At 41.6% G+C, this 17,395-nt stretch carries 16 protein-coding genes and 1 tRNA gene; 6 read left to right on the top strand and 11 right to left on the bottom strand.

What is annotated here, in order from left to right; all coding sequences use genetic code 11:
• Positions 1-14 precede the first annotated feature (14 nt).
• The 5 genes from H0R92_RS04240 (at position 15) to H0R92_RS04220 (ending at position 6,314) form a co-directional block, all read left to right on the top strand.
• Positions 15-1,877, top strand: coding sequence for a flavocytochrome c (locus tag H0R92_RS04240; RefSeq protein ID WP_432961517.1), 1,863 nt, complete (start codon positions 15-17; stop codon positions 1,875-1,877).
• Positions 1,878-2,104: 227 nt separating this feature from the next.
• A complete protein-coding gene (larA, locus tag H0R92_RS04235; RefSeq protein WP_432961516.1) occupies positions 2,105-3,385 on the top strand; it encodes a nickel-dependent lactate racemase in 1,281 nt (426 codons plus the stop codon).
• A 1-nt stretch (position 3,386) separates the two neighbouring features.
• The gene (locus tag H0R92_RS04230; RefSeq protein ID WP_432961515.1) at positions 3,387-3,725 is read left to right on the top strand and encodes a UxaA family hydrolase; all 339 of its coding nucleotides are present in this window, start codon (positions 3,387-3,389) and stop codon (positions 3,723-3,725) included.
• Between the two features lies 1 nt (position 3,726).
• Positions 3,727-4,899, top strand: coding sequence for a UxaA family hydrolase (locus tag H0R92_RS04225; protein WP_432961514.1), 1,173 nt, complete (start codon positions 3,727-3,729; stop codon positions 4,897-4,899).
• 38 nt (positions 4,900-4,937) lie between these two features.
• Complete coding sequence (locus tag H0R92_RS04220) at positions 4,938-6,314, top strand: GntP family permease (protein ID WP_432961513.1); 1,377 nt, start codon at positions 4,938-4,940, stop codon at positions 6,312-6,314.
• Positions 6,315-6,349: 35 nt separating this feature from the next.
• Here H0R92_RS04220 and H0R92_RS04215 read toward each other — a convergent pair whose 3' ends face one another.
• The 3 genes from H0R92_RS04215 to H0R92_RS04205 form a co-directional block, all read right to left on the bottom strand.
• The gene (locus H0R92_RS04215; RefSeq protein WP_432961512.1) at positions 6,350-7,039 is read right to left on the bottom strand and encodes a GntR family transcriptional regulator; all 690 of its coding nucleotides are present in this window, start codon (positions 7,037-7,039) and stop codon (positions 6,350-6,352) included.
• 189 nt (positions 7,040-7,228) lie between these two features.
• On the bottom strand, positions 7,229-8,170 hold the full coding sequence (locus H0R92_RS04210) for a GNAT family N-acetyltransferase (protein ID WP_432961511.1): 942 nt from the start codon (positions 8,168-8,170) through the stop codon (positions 7,229-7,231).
• Positions 8,167-9,906, bottom strand: a complete 1,740-nt coding sequence (locus H0R92_RS04205; RefSeq protein ID WP_432961510.1) for a glycoside hydrolase family 3 protein — start codon at positions 9,904-9,906, stop codon at positions 8,167-8,169. The genes H0R92_RS04210 and H0R92_RS04205 overlap by 4 nt, the downstream gene beginning before the upstream one ends.
• 83 nt (positions 9,907-9,989) lie before the next feature.
• Between H0R92_RS04205 and H0R92_RS04200 the strand changes: the two genes are divergently transcribed.
• Positions 9,990-10,061, top strand: a tRNA-Cys gene (locus H0R92_RS04200).
• On the opposite strand, the gene H0R92_RS04195 is transcribed toward H0R92_RS04200, so the two are convergent.
• The 8 genes from H0R92_RS04195 to H0R92_RS04160 all read right to left on the bottom strand — a co-directional run bounded on the left by H0R92_RS04195 (position 10,031) and on the right by H0R92_RS04160 (position 17,352).
• The gene (locus tag H0R92_RS04195) at positions 10,031-10,459 is read right to left on the bottom strand and encodes a hypothetical protein (RefSeq protein ID WP_432961508.1); all 429 of its coding nucleotides are present in this window, start codon (positions 10,457-10,459) and stop codon (positions 10,031-10,033) included. The two genes, H0R92_RS04200 and H0R92_RS04195, sit on opposite strands and share 31 nt — an antisense overlap.
• An 87-nt stretch (positions 10,460-10,546) precedes the next feature.
• Positions 10,547-10,945, bottom strand: a complete 399-nt coding sequence (locus H0R92_RS04190; protein ID WP_432961506.1) for a cytidine deaminase — start codon at positions 10,943-10,945, stop codon at positions 10,547-10,549.
• Between the two features lie 62 nt (positions 10,946-11,007).
• Positions 11,008-11,649 carry a deoxyribose-phosphate aldolase gene (deoC, locus tag H0R92_RS04185; protein WP_432961504.1) on the bottom strand — a complete coding sequence of 214 codons (642 nt, stop codon included), beginning with the start codon at positions 11,647-11,649 and terminating at the stop codon, positions 11,008-11,010.
• A 159-nt stretch (positions 11,650-11,808) separates the two neighbouring features.
• Positions 11,809-12,699, bottom strand: a complete 891-nt coding sequence (locus H0R92_RS04180; protein ID WP_432961502.1) for an amidohydrolase family protein — start codon at positions 12,697-12,699, stop codon at positions 11,809-11,811.
• 35 nt (positions 12,700-12,734) lie between these two features.
• The gene (locus tag H0R92_RS04175; RefSeq protein ID WP_432961500.1) at positions 12,735-13,613 is read right to left on the bottom strand and encodes an HAD family hydrolase; all 879 of its coding nucleotides are present in this window, start codon (positions 13,611-13,613) and stop codon (positions 12,735-12,737) included.
• Positions 13,614-13,628: 15 nt separating this feature from the next.
• Positions 13,629-14,477 carry an HAD hydrolase family protein gene (locus tag H0R92_RS04170; RefSeq protein ID WP_432961498.1) on the bottom strand — a complete coding sequence of 283 codons (849 nt, stop codon included), beginning with the start codon at positions 14,475-14,477 and terminating at the stop codon, positions 13,629-13,631.
• Between the two features lie 14 nt (positions 14,478-14,491).
• A complete protein-coding gene (locus tag H0R92_RS04165) occupies positions 14,492-16,252 on the bottom strand; it encodes an ABC transporter permease (protein WP_432961496.1) in 1,761 nt (586 codons plus the stop codon).
• Entirely contained in the window at positions 16,252-17,352 is a 1,101-nt protein-coding gene (locus H0R92_RS04160; RefSeq protein ID WP_432961493.1) for an ABC transporter ATP-binding protein, read from the bottom strand. Before H0R92_RS04160 ends, H0R92_RS04165 begins: the two co-directional genes overlap by 1 nt.
• Positions 17,353-17,395 lie beyond the last annotated feature (43 nt).

The following is a 17,395-nucleotide window of genomic DNA, read 5'->3' as shown; positions in this document are numbered from 1 at the left end:
TCAGGAAGGGAAAAATGAAAAGAATTCTAAAACTGATTACCTTCAGTATGATTTTGCTCAGTGCATGCAGCGGAGCAAAGGTAAAAGACGGAACTTTTAATGCAAAGGCAAACGCCCATAACGGCCCGATGGAAATTGCAGTTACCTTTGCAAAAGGAAAAATCGAATCGGTAAACATCGTTTCACACTTTGAATCGGTCGGAGTACGAAGCGTTTTAAATACCGTTCCTGAAAGAATCGTAAAAAATCAATCCTTAGCCGTAGATACGGTTTCAGGAGCAACCTTTGCCGGCCGCGCCGTAATCAACGGTGTTTCCGAATGTATTAGTGCAGCCGGAGGAAATCCCGAAAAATGGAAAAAGGAAGTTCCTGCCGAAAAACCGGCCTCTTCTTCGTATTCTGCCGATGTCATCGTTATCGGCGCAGGCGGTGCGGGAATGAGCGCAGGCCTTGCGGCACATCAAGCGGGAGCAAAAGTTATTATCATTGAAAAGCTCGGTTTTGCCGGCGGAAGTACGATTTTTTCCGCAGGCGCCTTTAACGGAGCGGACCCCGTGCGCGCTCAAGCCACAAAAATGACAAAAACAAATCAGGATGCCGTTGAAAAACTGTTACAAAAAGCGCCCTTTGACGACTATGAAGCGTCTTTACAAAAAACCGTACGTTCACAGTTTAATGCGCATTTGCAAAAAGGCAATGAATGGCTTTTCGACAGTCCCGAATTTCATGCTTTGCAAACATATAACGGCGGCGATTACAAGGGCCGGCCGGAATTAATCAATCTTTTAACGCAAAAAGCACCCGAAACAATCGAATGGGCCGCGTCAAACGGAGCAGTATTCAGAGATACCTTGGGTATGGCAACCGGTGCTTTATGGCAGAGAAGTCATTACGGCACAAAAGATTTTCCGAACGGGACGACGCTTATTTATCCTGCCGAAAAATATATAAAAGAACACGATGGAATCGACTTACACGTAGAAACAAAGGCTGTCGAATTAATTAAAAACGCAGACAGAGTTACCGGTGTAAAAGCAAAGATGAAAGGCTACGATATTACATATACGGCAACAAAAGGGGTCATTATTGCAACCGGCGGCTTCGGTGCAAACATCGACATGCGGCAAAAATATAACACGCAGTGGGCGGATTTAGGTACAAAAATCGGTTGTTCAAATCAAAGCCGTGCGGCACAGGGCGAAGGAATCGTTATGGCTGAAAAGGCCGGAGCACAGTTAATCGACATGGGCTTTATTCAACTTCACCCGAACGGAGAACCCGGAACCGGTATGATGATGGGACAGCCTCATACGTCAGGATTAAACCGTATTTTCGTAAACAACAACGGAGAACGCTTTGTTGCCGAAGATGCCCGCCGCGATGTGTTGGTTAATGCGATTTATGCCCAGCCCGACGGCAATATGTGGATTGTCGCAGACGGAAACCGTTATCCGGAAGGAGATCCCCTTATTGCAAACTTTGTAACACTGGGCAAAACCTTAAAAGCCTCTTCGGTTAAGGAACTGGCGGAATTGATGAAAGTTCCTGCGGATAAATTGCAAAATTCCATCGACGAATACAATAAGATCGTCGACGGAGCTCCGGATAAGCTCGGTTTAAAGACATACGGCAAAAAATTGGGCAAAGCGCCCTTTTATGCGGCAAAACGGGTTCCCACCGTACACCACACGATGGGCGGTTTAAAAATCGATACGGGAGCTCGTGTTTTGGATATGAATGACAAACCGATTCCCGGTTTGTATGCCGCAGGAGAAGTTACCGGCGGTATTCACGGTGCAAACAGACTCGGCGGAAACGCAATTACCGATATTTCAGTATTTGGAAAAATTGCCGGTACAAACGCCGCAAAAGAATAAAGCTTTTGCGGTTTTAAAATAAACCGTAAGCAAAGCCGTATTTTAACCAGAATAACAAAAGAGGCGTCCAAAAGTTTCAATGTTTGGATGCCTCTTTTTATTTTAAAACTGTTTTGCCGCTAAAAATATTTTTTATGATCTTTATAAATTGAATTTTCTTGACAATTCATACATCGTGTTTTATTATGTATACATAATAAAGTATTCTTTTCAAACAAGGAAGAAAGATGGTATCAAAAGTAATATTGCCATATGCCAAAAGTCAAATCGAACTGGAAGTCGATTCTGTTAATCTTGCGGGCATCCTCGTTCCCCCCGAAATACACAAAACTTATGCTTGTGATCAAGAAAGTTTGGTACAAAAGGCTTTGGAAAATCCAATAGGCACAAAGCGTCTGTGTAGCTTAGCACAAGGCAAACAAAACGTTGTAATTATCACGAGCGATCATACTAGGGCTGTTCCCAGCAAAATAACACTACCGCTTTTACTCGCTGAAATTCGCAAAGGAAATCCGACTGCAAAAATAACCGTGTTGATTGCAACCGGATTACACAGAGGAATGACTAAAGACGAAATGACCGATAGATTCGGATCAGATTTAGTTTCTAAAGAAAACTTCGTTAATCACAATGCATACGATAAAAGTCTTTTTAAAGAACTGGGAACTTTGCCGTCAGGAAGTAAATGCGAAATTAATAAAATCGTATGTAATGCAGATTTGGTCGTTGCCGAAGGTTTTATAGAACCGCATTTTTTTGCCGGATTTTCAGGCGGGCGAAAGAGTATTTTCCCCGGAACGGCTTCTCAAGCTTGCGTAAACATCAATCATAGCGCAAAAGCAATTGCCCATCCGAATTCGATCACAGGAGTTTTGGATGGGAACCCTATTCACAACGATATGTTAACTGCAGCAAAAATGGCAAAGTTGGCATTTATTCTTAATGTATTATTAAATGAAAAAAAAGAAATCGTCGATGCTTATTGCGGAGATACAGACTTGGCCCATCGGGCTGGCTGTACACAATTGCTTTCTCAAGCGGGAGTAGAACCTATAAAGGCCGACATTGTAATTACGACAAACGGCGGATATCCTTTAGACCAAAATTTATATCAATGTCCTAAGGGTTTATCCTCTGCGCTTATGTGCGCAAAAAAGGGAGCTGTCATTATTTTGGTAGCAGCATGTGAGGATGGGCTGGGAGGAGAGAATTTTGAAAAAATGATGCAAGAAGGAAGCCCGCAAGAATTGTTAGACCGTATTCTTAACACTCCGCCCGAAAAAACAATTTCAGAACAATGGTGTGTACAACGATTTGCAGAAGCGCTTATTCATTACCGAATCATTTTAGTTTCTTCTTTAAAAGAATCATTGGTAAAAGCGATGGGTTTTCTTTATGCACCAACCGTCGAGAACGCTCTACAACAAGCATATGCTATAAAGGGGCAAACAGCACAAGTAACAATAATTCCGGACGGTGTATCCGTAATTGTAAAGGAGAAAAAATAAAATGACTAAGGCAATCAAATTACATGATTTGGATACAGTGGCATCTGTTTTTGAACAGGCAAAAGCCGGTAATGAAATTTTAGTTTTAGATAAAAAAGGCAAATCATTTTCATTAAAAGTTTTGCAGGATATTCCATATGGTCACAAAGTTGCCATACAAGAACATAAAGTAGGAGAACAAGTTACCAAGTATGGAGAAGAAATAGGTATCGCTTCTTTGCCCATAAAAGCAGGAGAACATGTGCACGTTCATAATATAGAAAGTATCCGAGGCAGAGGAGACTGGAATATAGAAAAAGAACAACAGGTTGCTGCAACAGTAAAAAGGAGTAAAAAATAAAATGTCAAGGAAATTTACCTTTTGGGGATATAAAAGAAAAGACGGAAAAATAGGCGCCCGCAACTATGTTGCGATACTACCGGCTGTGGTCTGTGTAAATGAAGTCGTTGAAACAATTGTCGCAAATACGGTAAACACACAAGGAATTATTCACCATCAAGGATGTTGTCAAACTCCACCCGATTTAGAACGGACAACCAATTGTTTAATTAAAATTGGAGAAAACCCCAATGTAGGTGCAGTTCTAATTGTCAGCCTGGGGTGCGAAGGAGTTGATACAAACCGCTTAGAAGAAGCAATCCGTGCAACCGGGAAACCCGTAGAAAGAATAAATGTCCAGGAACTGGGCGGAACGGCAGCGGCCGTACGAGTCGGATTGGAAAAAGCACAATCTCTTATCTTACAAATATCCGCACAACAACGTATTGAAGCGGATATGTCACATTTTGTCATGGGAATAAAATGCGGCGCTTCCGATACCACGTCCGGCATAGCATCGAATCCGGTCATCGGTTACGTTGCAGACAAAGTAATTGATTTAGGGGGTACCGTTATTTTCGGAGAAACAACCGAATTTATCGGAGCAGAACATATTTTACAGCGCCGTGCAAAAAATAAAAAAGTCGCCGATGACATTCTACGAATTGTAACTGAAATGGAAAATAGAGTAAAAGCGGTTGGTGTAGATATGCGTACAGGGCAACCCACCCCAGGCAACATAAAAGGTGGCCTTAGTACAATCGAAGAAAAATCTTTAGGAGCAATTGTAAAGTCAGGCACAAAAACAATAGAAGGAGTTATAGACTATACAGAAGTTCCGCGCGGAAAAGGACTATGGATAAAAGATTCACCAGGACGAGAAATAGAACTGCTCAGCGGAATGGCTGTCGGAGGCGCACAAGTTATTCTCTTTTCAACAGGACGAGGAGCTCCTCAAGGATTTCCTGTAGTTCCTGTTATTAAAATTTGCGGCAATCCGCTAACTTACGAGAATATGAAAAATGATATGGACATTAATGCCGGATTAATTACGTTGGGAGAACGTTCCCTGGAAGAAGTGGGAGAAGAAACTTTTTCAAAAATGCTTCGGACGGCAAACGGAGAAACCACAAAAGGAGAAGCGATTAAATATTCAAAATCCATGGATTTTTATATGCTCGGACCGGTAATCTAACAGGTTTTTTAATCCTGTCAAGATAAAGGAGGAAACAAATGGATGATGTAAACGTATTGCGGGTACTCATCGGCTTAGCGATTTCAATTGGCTTGATTTTTTATTTTGTCACAAAAACGAAAATTCATGTGTTTCTCGCAATGATTATCGGTTCGGTTATTGCCGGATTAATTGTAGGCTTACCGACAAATAAGATCATCGGTGCCATTAAAGCCGGTTTTGGAGGTACTCTCGGCAGCATTGGTATAATCATAGGTTTCGGTGTAATGATGGGCGTTATTTTTGAACACAGCGGGGCAGCAAAGAAAATGGCTATTACGTTTATCAAACTGCTCGGAAAGGGGAAAGAAGAAATCGCAATGGCAATTACCGGTTTTCTGGTATCCATCCCTGTATTTTGCGATTCCGCTTTTGTGATTTTATCGCCTCTTTCCAAATCCTTATCTCGTAATACAGGAAAAAGTGTTATCACAATCAGCTGTGCTCTTGGTACAGCATTACTCGTAACACATTCTTTAGTACCGCCAACTCCCGGACCTTTAGCTATAGTACAGTTTTTCGGTCTTGATATCGGAAAGTTTATTCTTATCAGCCTGCTTATATCTATTCCAATTTCAGTTTCTGGATTATTATATGCAAAATGGGTTGGAAAGAAACTGAATAAACGCCCGGACCCGCAAGACTCTTCGATATTAATCGACCGCCAATATACACAAGCCGAAATGGCGCAAACCATTGCACTTTCTGAAGAAGGGTTGCCGGGTACTTTTATTTCTTTTGCGCCTATCATTATTCCGATCATTTTAATCCTATTGAATACAATTGCAAATGCAATCGGTTTAAGTGGCCCCCCCAAATTTATTATCTCATTGATAGGAGATCCTATAGTTGCAGTAGGAATAGGTGTTTTAATTGCCATTTACGGACTTGCCGGAAAAATCGAACGAAAAAAAGTCATCTCGCTTTTTGAAACATCGATTCAACAAGCAGGAGTAATTGTCTTTGTTACAGGCGCAGGCGGAGCTCTTGGACAAGTTCTTAAAGACAGCGGCGCCGGAACAGCAATAGCATCTTTATTGGTAGAAGCTCATATTCCAGGTATACTTCTCCCCTTTGTAATAGCATATTTGCTTCGAATTGTGAGCGGCTCTGCAACTGTAGGTATGTTAACAGCAGGTTCCATTACAGCACCTATCATTCTATCGATGGCAACAGTCAATCCTTATTTAGCAGGTCTTGCTTGTTGTATAGGCTCTATCGGTATCACTAATATACATGACAGTTATTTTTGGGTTGTAAACAAGACAACTGGATTAACGGAAATGAAAGACATGTTTCAAAATTGGTTTGGTGCAGTTCTAACTCTTTCGACAACAGGTTTTTTAGTTTTGATTATTTTAAACTTCATTTTTTAAAATCCGGAAAGGTGACACAAAGGGTTCGTTGAAATTCATTCAATGAACCCTTTTTCTATTGTTTCATGGTAACGATTTTTATACATTTCAAGTGTTTGATTACGCACAGATTCCAAGTGTTTCATATTTTCGCTTATCGCTTTTTCTATATCTTTTTTTAACAAGGCTTCAATAATTCTTTTATGTTCCCCTATTGAATCATCAAAACGCCGTCTTTCAACCAATGAATAAATACGAAAGGGTTGAAACAGCGGTTGCAAACGATTATAAGCAACACTTATCATTCCGTTTGTACTAAGGGATACCATAAATTGATGAAATTCTGTATCCACATTGATATATTCTTTTAAATCATTTTTTTCATAATAGTAATTAAAATTAGCTAAAAACTCTTCCAATGAATGCAAATTTTCTTTTGTTAAATTATCTTGACACTGACCTAATGCATATGTTTCCATCATCAAGCGTAAATCGCAAGCGTCAAGAACATCTTTTTGTGTAAATTCTCGAACATAAGATCCTTTATTAGGAAGTTCTATTACAAGTCCATCCATTGCTAGATGTTTAATTGCTTCTCTAACGGGAGATCGGCTGACCCCTAATTGTTTTGCAATTTCTTGTTCCTGTAACCAATACCCCGGGGCAAAATTTCGATTGCATATTTCATCTTTCAAATATTTATATACTTGATCTTTGATGGTTCCGCTTATAATTTTTTTATTCATTTATCGATCCTGCAAATTAATGCCATAAAACTACTTTCCGTTTTATAGTATATGTGTCGCCTATAACCTTGTATACAATCTCTAATAAACCTTAATAAATTTATTCTACAGCAAAACAATTTTATGTGCAAGAATGCTAAAGACACCCTTCTTTATCACGCCTCTTTTCATTTTGAAACTGTTTTGCCGCTAAAAATACGCTATTCTGTAATCGCCGCAAACGGAAAATCCGCAGGATGTATAAAGAGAATAGGCGGCCGTATTCTTTGTGTCCGTAAAAAGAACGGGTGTATAGCCGTTTTTTTGCAGTTCGGTACATAAGCGGGAAACCAATAAACAGGCAAAGCCGCGCCGACGAAACGCCGGGATCGTATATACTCCCCCCAACTGTGCATAACGCATGCCGATAGCGGCGGTTCCCGCCGTTGCTGCAAAAAAACCGGGAGGCACGGTTAAGCCTAAAATAATTTGCGTTTTGAGCTTTCCTGCAAAAAGCCGCCGGAGCACATCCTCTTCCGTTTTTACATATGCCGAAAAAACTTCTTCTTCATAATACGCCTTTATCAGGGGAAATAAAGCCGCCCCATGTTCGGGAAGGCAACGCAAAATCGATATATTCTTTTGAGGTGCGGCAAAACTTAAATCTCCATATTCGGCAGCCTTTCGGCTGTCTGTTATAAGTTTCATAAGTTTATATGTACGGTATTCTTTTGCGCGGCGGTTAAAACAATTTTCCAAAAAAAGACTTGCCGGCGCAGATCCCACAATACTCGATATCGGCACATTTTTGAACACATTCGAAAGCAAATGTTTTAGTTGAGCAAAAGAATCTTCGGTACCGAAAAAAAAGTCTTTTGCATTTTTTTCAAAAAAAGGCAGACAGTGATATACGAGGCCGCAAGGCGATATATACAGCACACCTATAAGGAAGTCTTTTCCCGTTTTCTTTTTTAACCGTACAAGACTGCAAGTTCCGGAGCGCGGAAGAAAAAACTGCAGCGAAGAATCCTGTGTCCTCCGCCGAACAAAGAGAGCGGTTAAAGCGGTACATAAAAATTCATAACGAGTTAAAAAATCCCGTACGTCCGGCAAATCCTTTTCACTGACGGGTTCGACGGCAAAGGTATTCACCGGCGTTCCCGAATATTCAAGGGCAGCCGTCCTTGCGGAGCAAAATCGCCCGCTAAAGCCGAAAGTGCGGCACGAAAAGAAAAGACGGAATAACTGTACGCAAGAAGAATGGTATCCGCCCATGAAAAATCGAGAACGTGAACAGGTTCCAGCACCGATATAACGATTAGTTTTTTTCCTTGTCCGGAAAGGCGGGGTGCCGACAAGGATACTATTTTTCGTGCCGTGTCGTTCGCAACACATAATATAATCGTATCGAAATTGCGCGCGGCGTATACAAGGTCTTCGGCTTTTTCCCGTATTTGTTCGGAATCAAGAGAATAAGCGAAAAAAAAGTACCGCGCATGAGGATAGCGCTGCGACGTTTCACGAAAAAAATCCTGAAACTGGCCGACTGCGAGGATTCGATCGTTTGCAGCGTTTTGCGGTACATAAGGAAACTGTTCGGATTTATAGAGTGTTATGGAGCGGGCGGCTTGAGCGGTAAAAAAAGTTTCGGCATCGGGAGCGGGAACGGATGCGTTAACGGCATGTATATCGGGAAAAAGCGGAACCGGATTTTCTCCTTTAAAATAATTCAGCTTTGAAAGAACGACCCTGCGTGCGGCATTGAATACGTTTTTTTTAAACCGGACATCCGTTTTCATCCGATCTATATTGTTCCGCCATAAGGCATCTTCCCACTGCGCCGTTGTAGATGAAATAACAATATCATTTCCCGCTTCAACGGCCAAAGAAACCGCAGCCGACACCGCCCCCGTATAAGAGGTTGCCCCGTTCATCATCATATCATCGGTTATAATTAACCCCTTAAACCCCATTTTACTGCGTAAAATATCCGTTAAAAAAAAGGAAGAAAGAGATGCAGGTTTGTTTCCCGGAAGAATATGAGGAAAATTTAAGTGGCCCGACATAATAGCGGGGATGTTCCCCTTAATTAAATATTGAAAGGGCACCAGTTCGCGAGATTCAAGCGTTTTTAAGTCAATATCGATAACCGGAAGTTTTCCGTGAGAATCGGCTCCCGTATCGCCGTGCCCGGGAAAATGCTTTGCGGTAGGAATAACTCCGGCCGTCATCGAACCGGCGGCAAAAGAAGCTCCCATTACACCGGTAAAATCCGGATCAAAATCAAAAGAGCGCGTTCCTATAACAGTTGAATTAAAATTTGTGTACAAATCAAGCGTCGGAGCAAAATTCATATTTATTCCCAAAGCTCGAAGTTCCTGCGCTATATAATAACCGCTATACCATGCATCCGCAGGATAGGCCGCCGCCCCTATTGCCAAATTACCGGGCGTATCGCTGGTTCTTCCCTTAACATGACGAATGGAACCGCCTTCTTGATCCGTTGCAACATAGAGAGGTATTTTAAACCGCCCGGCTTGCGCTTTTTCCTGCAACCGGGTTACCGATTTTGCCACAAGAACAATATCATCCGTGTTCCAGCCGAATACTTTTACACTGCCCAATTCGCGTTCTTCCACCCAGCGGATTAAAAGCGGAGAAGGTTCTTGTCCCGCCCATCCGAACATAAGGATTTGAGCAAAAAGCTCTTCTTCACTCATGCGTAAACAAATAGCATCGGCAAGTTCTTCATTCGGATAATCGCTCCAAAAATCGATTTTTTCCGTTTCGGAAATTGCCGCAAGCGGAACGCAAATAAAAAAGAAAAAAGTTAAAGCGCCGGCAAAAACCTTATGGACGGCAAGCCGGCCTTTATCCAAAGAGGTCATAAAAACAAGTATACATAAAATCGAAATTTAATACTAGACAAGACCGGCAAAAACCTATATACTATTTAAACACTTAATGATACGGCGCCATACCCAAGCGGTAAGGGAGCGGTCTGCAAAACCGTTATGCATCAGTTCGATTCTGATTGGCGCCTGACAAAAAAGCTGCCGGCTTCGGCAGCTTTTTTATTGTGCAAAACTTTCCGCTGCGCTTCCTGTTTTTCTTTACATTACAAAAAATTACGCCATCTTTCTCAGGGGGGGGGGGGGGGGATAATTCAGGAGAAAAATCTTCATCGATTTCGAGTATTTTTACGTTCTTTAAACTCGCGTGTAAACACGAATATTTTTTTGTCAGTTCGTTAAGAGCGAAAATGCAGCGAAAAGCGCTGACTCCGTCTATATTTTCAGTTCCCCAAAAAACCGAACCCGTACACGAGGAAAACCCGTAATCGGCCAAAACTCTTTTCACTTCCGCAGAAATCGCCCGATAAGTTTTAGGATCACATTTTACCAATAAATCCTGTTCCAAATCACAGTCAATTGCATACATACACTATATTACCTAAAACAAGTATAAGGCCGTTTTTTGCTTTTGTCAACCGCAATTGTCCGTGCGCTTTGTCAGTGCAGACAGCGATTATAAATCGGCTGCTCCGAAAGCACCGGGAAGCAGTTTGCGAATATCCGTTTTTTGCATTTTACCGTCCAGGTTTGCCAAAACAATTTCGCAGTTTTCGCCGAGTTCCGAAATAACCTGCCGGCACGCACCGCAGGGTGAAATGACGTCTTCCGTTTGACCGACAACGGCAAGTTTTACAAAATCTCCGGGACGGCAGCCGTCGGCCAAAGCCGCAAAAAACGCCGTGCGTTCGGCGCAGTTTGTCAAACCGTAAGATGCATTTTCGATATTACAGCCTTCGTATACACGCCCGTCCTTTGTTTCCAAGGCCGCTCCGACTTTAAAATGAGAATAGGGTACGTATGCTTTTTCGCGCGCTTTTAAGGCAATTTTAACCATTTCGGCATCGCTTTTCATAATTTAACCTTCATTAAATAAAACTCACATTAAAGTAAGCGGCGCTGTTTTAGACGCATACTTTAACCCTCTACAATTTTAATACCGCTGCTTGTACCGAGACGCATAACGCCCATAGCTATGTATTTTTTTGCGGTTTCGGCATCCCGTACGCCTCCGGACGCTTTTACCTTCGCCTTTCCGTTTACCGTATCGAGCATAAGGTGCACGTCTTCAAAGGTTGCCCCGCCCGTTCCGAATCCCGTTGACGTTTTAACGAAATCGGCCTTTGCAGCAACTGAAAGCTCGCACGCTTTGCGTTTTTCGGCGTCGGTTAAGTAGCAGGTTTCTATGATAACTTTAAGAACGGCGTTTCCGATTGCTTTTTTTATTGCACGGATTTCTTCTTCAACTTCTTTATATTTTCCGTCTTTTAAAAAGCCTACATTGATAACCATGTCGATTTCAGCGGCGCCGTGTTCGACGGCGGACTTCGCTTCAAAAACCTTCGCTTCACAAGACATAGCGCCGAGAGGAAACCCGATAACCGAGCACACTTTTACATCCGTGCCGTTTAATTCGCGGGCGGCAAGCGGCACCCAACAGGAATTGACGCACACCGAACAAAACTTATACTGCTTTGCTTCGGCGCATAAACGAATAATGTCCGCTTCACGGGCATCCGCTTTTAAAATGGTATGATCGATAAATGCATTGGTTTCCATTTTTTCTCCTAGAATTTTTATCGGGCAGTACCGCGTATCCGAAAACCGATACTTTTAGATACCGTCACATCTATAATGTATACATATGAGTATAACACGTTTTGCTTTAAAATCCTAGTATAAAAGTATTAAAACAAAATACCGGCGGCGAATCGTGCGTTACTCCCCTAACAGTGCAAGCAGGTTTTCACGGCATATTTTATTGTAACACGTTTGACTTATCCGGTGTGATTCAACGGCATGATCCAAAAAAGCAGACAATTTCCTAAAATTACTTATACAGCAATAATCGACGCCGAAAAAAAGTTTATCTTGGAATTCTTCAAGAAATGTATAGCCGAATTCGGGATCCCGCATGATGGCGTTTTCTCCCGAACCCGCCGAGAGATCTGCAAGCATATTCGGATATGTCCGCATAAGCTCAACGACTCTTCCGCCCGGAACAACCGGGCCGACCGGATTTCCTCCTCTGTTTTCCCATGTACAATCGCCGCTTATTTCAGACCACCATTTATGACTGTGGCCTATAAGTTTTAACTTCGGAAACTTTTGTAATGTCGCCTCGATTTTCGGCAAGCCAAGATCGTCTACCATTCCATAGTCGTCACCTTGTTTCCCTACATGAAACAAAACCGGCATATTGCACTTTTGCGCATGATAAAATACGTTTTGCATCATCGGATCGTCTACGGGAAGATTGGCGGTGAATTCCCCGATACCTTTTGCACCGAGGCTTTTATAATACTCAATAATAAGAGAAAGGTCCGCCTGCGGATTGTTCGTCAACCAACGCGGATCGATGTTGCAAAACCACCAGCCGATGGTATCGGGATGTTCCATACAACACCGATATGCATCTTTATTTGTAAATTGATCCGACATGTGCTCCGGAGAAACGAGCGGCAAGGCAACGCCTTTTTCTACATTGATTTTATCGTACATTAATCGCAGTTCGTCGCACGTAAGACCGTATACCGTTCCGTCCGCCATGCAAGGGAACATTTTTTCTTGCAACACGTGTGCATGTATATCAAGTTTTTTTAAAATCATCCGAGCCTCATACGTGTATTTTTATCAAAAAAAATTTATTTATGCAGCCACGGCGGACTGTCCGGCAGGCAGCTCATAAAACGCTCGTATCTTTTATTCATCTCGTTTCCCTTATATTTTCCGCTTATAAAAAGATCTATACCCTCGCGGTAAAAATCTTCCCAGGAAGATATTTCATTAAGCGGATAAATAGGAAAAAACAAAATACCGTTTGCAACGGCGGCTTTATGGTCGCCGGGAGCGTCTCCAATCATAAGGCAATTATCGGGTTTATAATGATCTTTTACCATAGCAATTATTTCCTGCTTACTGCCGTCTTCTTGCGCTCCCAAAAGGGATATGTATTGATCCGTTTTATGTTCGTGCCATTCTTTAAGCAAAGCTTCGCGGGCAGTTGCGGATACAATAACAATATCCGCCGTATTAAAAAGCTTTTCCAAGCTTTCGCGCACAAAGGGAAAAGGAGGAATGCCGTGAACCATTTCCGCAATACGTTTGTTTGTATCCAACGACCAATTTAAAACACGCGCCATTTGCGGGTCGTCGGCATGTTTTGCCGCCATATCGTTATTTAAAATCGGTGCGGTATCGACCCAGTGTTTAAACCGGTCGTATTCGGGCATTTTAAAATTACGCATCTTTACTTCTTTGCGTTCCGCTAAAAAATCAAGTACTTTAACCATCGCATGAAAGCGGCTGCATCCGCGAGTTGTGGAATACAGATTTACGAATTCCCATGCTTCGCGGGCATAGGAAGATACGGGCTGAAGATTCCATGCGTTTATAGCGGCAGGACAAAAGCATTCTTTATGTTTAATTTCCATCGTATCGAAGGCGCAGCCGTCGGAATCTATGCAAACGAGAAAATCGTGTTTCGGCGTATAGTTTTTTGCATTTATAGAGCCGGATTTCATGTGTACTCCTTATGTTTAGAGAATGAATTTTTCAACGGCAAGGGCAAACCCGTCGCAATCGGAGCGATCCGTTACAAAATCCGCAATTTTTTTCAACTCTTCATCACCGTTGTCGGTTGCAACCCCGAACGCGGCATGACTGATCATTGCACTGTCCATACCCATAGAGTCGCCGATACTCATAACATTATCCCATGTTAAATTAAGCTTTGCCAAAAGTGTTTCGACGGCCTTAATTCTGTTTGTATGTGTGCTGAAAAATTGAATGTCTTTTTTGGAACCGTCAAGAAATTCAACAAAGGGCAATTTTCTCAGTTCGTCGTTTATTTCTTGTTGCATATGCTCCGGAACACCGTACAAATTAAATTTTTCCGCCCCGATATTTTGTTCAAGAAAAAAATCCGACAATTTTCCGTGCACATTGATTTGTTTTCCGGATTCAAGATACCAAACATGATGCGGAGGAACGGGATATTTATGCAGTTCTTCCAAAACTTCCTGTTCAAAATACAATCTGCCTTCCGCCGCAACTTCACTGTAGATGTGCCGGCCTTCATACAATTTACACAGTTGAGCCGTTTCTTCCGGTGTAAAGGTTTGTTTATACAAAATCTCTCCGGTAAGACGGTCAATAACTCTACAACCGCCGGAAGAAACCCAATAGCGAAAAGACAAATCTCTGTCTATTTGAGGAGGAAACATATTTGCATTTCTTCCGGTACAAGGTACACATATGATGCCGCGTTTTTGACATTGTTTTAATGCATGCATATTTCTAAAGCTTATCCATGTTTGATCGCGCTGCAAAGATGTTCCGTCAAAATCAAAGGTGATAAGCTTAATTTGTTTTTTATCAAATTTCATAAGTGATAGCTCCTTTACATATCAATATCGCTGTTGCCCGTTAATTTAAAAAATAAGAGCATGGAAAGAACAACCGTTACTGTCAGGATGGTAGACAGTGCCGAAGCGATTCCATAAGAGCCGCGATTTACTTCAAGAAAAATGGAAATGGATAAGGTGGCCGTTTTATTTACATACAGCATAAGAGAAGAAGACAGCTCTTGGATCAGGGTAATCCAGCTAAGTATAGCGCCGGAAACGACACCGGGAATCATTACCGGCAATGTTACTTTAAAAAATGTCGGTATCGAACTGTAGCCTAAAGAAAGAGAAGCTTCTTCTATACTGGGATTTATTTGGCGTAATATCGAGGCACTCGAACGCAGGGTGTACGGAAGACGCCGGACTATAAATGAAATAATAATTATAGCTCCCGTTCCGCCCAAAGCCAATATATTGACGGAGCCCTTCGTTAAGGTTATAAAGCGCCCGAGCACTTCCACGCTTCTTTGTGATGCAATTTTTGCTGCCAGCGCATCCGAAAATTCCGCCGGAATGCTTATTCCGTTATTGTAACAAATTAAAAGCATAAGACCGAAAATGATACCTGAAATAACATAGGGAATTTGAGCGCATGCATCGAGAATTTTCGAAAGGATATTTTTGCGTCTGACCGTTATATATGCAAACATCGTTCCGAATAAAATAATAAAAATAAGCGCGGTTATCGCATATTTAAAAGTATTTGCAACGGAATTTCCCATTTTCGTAAACGCATCTATGTAATTTTGAAAAGTCCACGCATTTTTTATTATTCCGTGCCGCACTTCCCTAAAAGAAAGAACGGTACAGTATAAAACGGGAAGCAAAGCAAGAAACGTAATGAGATAAACAAAAATATGAGCAAACACATTCCCGATACCGTGAATTTTTTTAGGTACGGGAGGGTTCATCATACTCATATTGTAATTTTTACGGCTAAAATACATTTGCAGCGAAAAAATTACAATTGCAACGATTATCATTATCAAAGCAATGGACGACGAAAAAAAAGCGTCGGACCCCTCTTCACTGAGCCACTCATTATATACAAGAACCGGCATAGTATTATAACCCTCACCGATTAATCGCGGAGTTCCGTAGTCTGCAAATGCCCGCAAAAAAATAATTGCCGCACCGGCAAGAATTGTAGGCGTTACCAAGGGTAAACTTACACGAAATATTTTTTTTAACCCGTGATCTCCCAAACTTTCCGCAGCCTCATTGAGTGTTGCATCGACCTTTCTTAAAGCACCTTTAGTATACATATATATGTATATAAACAGATGTAAGGTAAAAACAACCATAATACCGGTAAATCCGTAAATAGGCGGAAGAGTAACTCCGAGTTTGGAAAAGAATTTCGTAACGCTGCCTGCACGGCCGAACATAAGCACCCATGAATACGCTCCTATAAACGGAGGAGAAAACATGGAAACAATAATCAATACATTAATTATTTTATTGCCGGCTATTTTAAAGTTGGTAGTGATATACGCTAACGCAACGCCTATAACGGAAGCAAAGACGGTCGAAACAAACGTTACCCTCACCGAATTCCAAATTGCCTGCCTATAGTATTTAGAAGATAAAAGTTTGATAAAATTGGAAACGGAAAATTGTCCGGGGTTTTCCACGGACTGGAATGCATTTATGACAAGGTGTGCTATCGGATAAATTAAAAAAAGAGCAAAAAACACCAAGGCGAAAATTGTCATAAAGCTCCAAAAATCGAACCTATAACCTTTTTTAAACATCAGTTATCCTCCATAAGAGTTACTTCCGTTTCACTGTCGAATATATTGATTCTTCGGGTATTAACCTTCAAATACATTGTTTGTCCTACTTCATAGATACGTTTTGCACTGCTTGTATCTGCAGAAATCTCGAAACGCTCTTTGCCGCATTCAACAATATACTGAATAAATTTGCCGAGAAACCGTTTAATAAGAACTTTTGCGCCGAAAACCTCCCCTTGTACAAATTCATCCGCAATGATAAATTCTTCCGGGCGAACAAAGGCTATTATCCTTTGATCTTTTGAAACTTTTTTCAGGTTTTCAACTTCAACGGTAAGCCCCGGATCCAAATCGATTACCGCCGTCTTATTTTTATATGCCGTTACGGTTCCTGCAACACGATTGGAATGCCCGATAAAATCGGCAACAAAAGAATTATACGGGCGCAGATATATTTTTTCCGGCGTTTCAATTTGTTGAATGTCTCCCTTGTTCATAACGGCGATTCTGTCGGAAATAGCGAGTGCTTCTTCTTGATCGTGCGTTACGTATACGGTGGTGATTCCGATTTTCTTTTGTATTTCCCTTATAGCTTCGCGCATTTCAATGCGGAGTTTTGCATCAAGGTTCGAAAGCGGTTCGTCCATAAGCAAAACCTCCGGCTGAACGACAATGGCTCTGGCCAAGGCGACGCGCTGTTGTTGACCGCCGGAAAGTTTATCCGGATAACGATCTTTATATTGTGCAATTTGAACGACATCCATTATTTCGCTTACCCGGCGTTGTACTTCGTCTTTAGACAACTTTTTGTTCCTAAGACCGTATTCGATATTTCTATAAACGGTCATATGAGGAAAAATAGCATAGTTTTGAAAAACCATACCGAAATTTCTTTTATATACGGGAACTTTATTTATAATTTTACTGTCAAATGCTATGGTTCCCTCCTCTATAGAGTTAAAACCGGCAATCATTCTTAAAAGGGTCGTTTTTCCGCACCCGCTGGGACCCAGCAGCGTAAAAAGTTCGCCGGGCTTGATATCTAAGGACAAATTATGAATTACGACATTTTTATCATAAACCTTTTTTACATCGTTTATATGTATTTGGACAGCCATATACTTCTTCTCCGTAAAAAGAAACGGGGCTGCCGTAAAAGCC

It is taken from the genome of Treponema sp. OMZ 840, assembly GCF_050937815.1.
Lineage (GTDB): Bacteria > Spirochaetota > Spirochaetia > Treponematales > Treponemataceae > Treponema_C.
Note: the sequence above shows the minus strand (reverse complement) of the source record. Positions and strands in the feature narration are given on the sequence as shown.